The organism is Mycobacterium sp. (assembly GCF_049802695.1).
Classification (GTDB): Bacteria; Actinomycetota; Actinomycetes; order Mycobacteriales; family Mycobacteriaceae; genus Mycobacterium.
In genome coordinates this window covers 1-2,861 of record NZ_JBARMY010000494.1, presented here as the reverse complement: position 1 = coordinate 2,861, position 2,861 = coordinate 1, and the positions used below count along the sequence as shown (strand labels likewise).

The 2,861-nt window shown below is 67.9% G+C and carries 5 protein-coding genes; 4 read left to right on the top strand and 1 reads right to left on the bottom strand.

Features of this window, described 5'->3' with window-relative positions; genetic code table 11:
* Window positions 1-477: cation diffusion facilitator family transporter (locus tag WA317_RS19525; RefSeq protein WP_425174602.1), on the top strand; the 477-nt coding region annotated here is incomplete at its 5' end.
* A gap of 10 nt (window positions 478-487) precedes the next feature.
* Here WA317_RS19525 and WA317_RS19520 read toward each other — a convergent pair.
* A complete protein-coding gene (locus WA317_RS19520; protein WP_425174601.1) occupies window positions 488-904 on the bottom strand; it encodes a DUF3151 domain-containing protein in 417 nt (138 codons plus the stop codon).
* A 182-nt stretch (window positions 905-1,086) separates the two neighbouring features.
* Between WA317_RS19520 and WA317_RS19515 the strand changes: the two genes are divergently transcribed.
* The 3 genes from WA317_RS19515 to WA317_RS19505 form a co-directional block, all read left to right on the top strand.
* Complete coding sequence (locus tag WA317_RS19515) at window positions 1,087-1,941, top strand: hypothetical protein (protein ID WP_425174600.1); 855 nt, start codon at window positions 1,087-1,089, stop codon at window positions 1,939-1,941.
* Between the two features lie 153 nt (window positions 1,942-2,094).
* Window positions 2,095-2,394, top strand: a complete 300-nt coding sequence (locus WA317_RS19510) for a PE domain-containing protein (RefSeq protein ID WP_425174599.1) — start codon at window positions 2,095-2,097, stop codon at window positions 2,392-2,394.
* 25 nt (window positions 2,395-2,419) lie between these two features.
* A partial coding sequence (locus WA317_RS19505) for a PPE domain-containing protein (RefSeq protein WP_425174598.1) occupies window positions 2,420-2,861 on the top strand: 442 nt, incomplete at its 3' end.

Genomic DNA, 2,861 nt, shown 5'->3' with positions numbered 1-2,861 from the left:
CTGCTGCGCTCGCATTCCGCGCAGAGCCTGGCCGTGCGGGGCGCCTACATGGAGGTGATCGCCGACACCGTGGGCACCGTCGGTGTGCTGATCGCCGGGCTGGTGACGGTGACGACGCACTGGCCCTACGCCGACGTGGTGGTCGCGGTCCTGGTCGCGTTGTGGGTGCTGCCGCGGGCGTTCGCGCTGGCTCGCGCCGCACTGCGAATCCTCTCCGAATCGTCACCGAGCCACATCGACGTCGAGGAGCTGCGCGCGGCGCTGTGCGCGGTGGACGGCGTGACCGGCGTCCACGATCTGCATGTGTGGACCCTGGTGCCCGGCAAGGACGCCGTCACCGCACACCTGATCAGCAGCGCGGATTCGGCACGGGTGCTCGGCGCGGCGCGCGCGGCGCTGTCGGCGCGCGGGCTGGAGCACGCCACCATCCAGGTGGAGCCTCCCGACGGAATAAGCGAATGCTCGTCCAGCTGGTGAGTCGGCCCAGTCAGTTCAGGCCAAGGGCCGCGCGAGCACTGGGGTCGCAGTCGTCGAGCAGATCCAGGCAGCGCGCGTACTCCTCGGTCTCCCCGATCGCGTCGGCAGCCCGCCCCAGCGCCGCCACACAGCGCAGGAAACCCCGATTGGGCTCATGGGAATACGGCACCGGACCGAAGCCCCGCCAGCCGTTGCGCCGCAGCTGGTCCAGTCCGCGGTGATAACCGGTGCGGGCATAGGCGTAGGCGGTCACGGCTTTGTCTTCGGCCAGCGCATCCTCGGCCAGCGTCGCCCAGACCACCGACGCCGCCGGGTGGGCAGCAGCGACGATGGCGGGATTCTCGCCCGCCATCAGCTCGGCCTCGGCGTCGACGTCACCCGGAAGCAGAACCGGATCCGGCCCCAGCAGATCACCCATCGGCGGCATAGCTGTTATTCTGCCGTGCCGGGCTCGTCGTCCCTGCACCGGGGAGAACCGGTCAGCGCACCCGGGACGTCCGCGGGGCCGGCCCCAGACCGCCGAGAAACGTTGTGCGAGGAATCAACAAGAGTTCGTCGCACGCTTTAAGCTCGAACTACCACCGCCGAGCCGGGAGGACACCAGGTCTCATGCCGAAATCAACAGGGCCTGACCATGACAACACTTCGGAACCGGATGGGTTCGACTCGGACTCCTCCACCGAAGACGGCGTGACCGAGGGACTTCACCAGGGCGCCGACCCGGCCGGCGAGCAGAGCGCCGGCTTAGATTCGGCAACCGAGGTGATATCGACGGGCGGGACACGAGAAGAGCGTGAAGTCGCGCCGCCGGTGCACGACCCGCGGCAACGTCGCTTCACCGCACCGGGTTTCGACGCGAAGGAGACTGCGGTGATCCAAACCACTGCCGACCCGGCGACCGAAGCCTTCCGCCCGCGTTCAGGCCCGCAACGCGCCCAGGAGCCGACCGGCGAGCCGACGAGAACAGCGATGCCGCAGCTCATCCCGCCTCGGCTCGGGTCCAAATTGCGGCCGACGAACCAGCGCAGTTGGGGCTGGGTGCTGGCGCTGATTCTGATCATCCTGACCCTGGCAGCAATCGCGGTGCTGGCCACCGTGCTGTTGACCCACAAGTCGAAACCGAAGGCGTCGCAGGAAGATCAGGTGCGCGGCACCATCCAGAGCTTCGACATCGCCGTGCAGAACGGCGACCTGGCGGTGCTGCGCAGCTTGACCTGCGGCAGCTTCCGGGATGACTACGTCTCCTACGACGACCAGGGTTGGGCTGACACCTACCACCGCGTCGCGGCGGCCAAGCAGTATCCCGTCGTCGCCAGCATCGACCAGGTCGTCGTCAACGGAGGACACGCCGAGGCCAACGTCACCGCGTTCATGGCCTATGCGCCGCAAACCCGGTCGAGCCGCAGCTTCGACCTGCAGTTCCGCGACGACCAGTGGAAGATCTGCCAGTCTTCAAACAGCTGAGCCACTTAATGCGCGCGAATTGCGAAAAAGCGTGACGAGAGTGGCCACTCGACGGGCTCAAAGAGGTGGTGTTGGTCTTTGGCGTAAACACGATCGGGCGGTAGGAGTTATGCTCCGCTTTTGTCGCCCGTGGCGGTCTGTGGAGGTTTAGTCGTGGCTTTTGAGATGGTGTCGGCAGGGGTGCAGGGGTCGTCGGCGATGGAGGCGGGGTTGTCTGCGGAGAAGGCGGCTGGGGTGGCTGCGGTGTCGCCGGCGTTGTTGTCGGTGATGCATATGGGCGGTGATGTGGATTCGGTGGTGTTTGCGCAGGTGTTGCGGGCCATTGCCGGGGAGTTTGTGGGGGTGGCCGGGCAGCATGTGGCGGCTCGGGCTGAGTTTTCTGGGGCGCAGTCGTTGGCGGCGGTGACCGCGGTGGCGACCGAGGCGGTGCGGGCGGCGGCGGCCACCCTCTGAGCTGGCCGGGGTTGGGGGCTGCTGTATGACGCATCCGTGGCCGGTGTTCACCCCGGAGGTCAATTACACGACGTTGGCGCGTGCGGGGACCGGCCCGGCGTCGACGGCGGCCTATGGGGAAGCGTTTGCCCGGCTGGCGGCGGTGTTGGAGTCGGTGGCGGCGTCTTCGACGGTTAATGCGGCGGGCACCTATGTCAGTGGTGTGTGGCAGGGGGCGGGTGCGGGTGCGGCGGCGGTGGCGCATGCCGGGGTCAACGCAGAGACGATGGCGTTGGCGGCACTAGCAGCGGCGAAGGCGCCGATCGTGGCGTCCGCGGCGGCGGCGCATCCGGCGGCGGTGTCGGCGATGTATCCGGCGGAGGCGTGTGTGGCTAACCGGGTGACCGAGGCTGCTCATCAGGCGGCCAACCCGAGTGTGTTGGGCGCTTTTACGCCGGCGATCGCCGCGCTGGATCTGCAGTATTTCG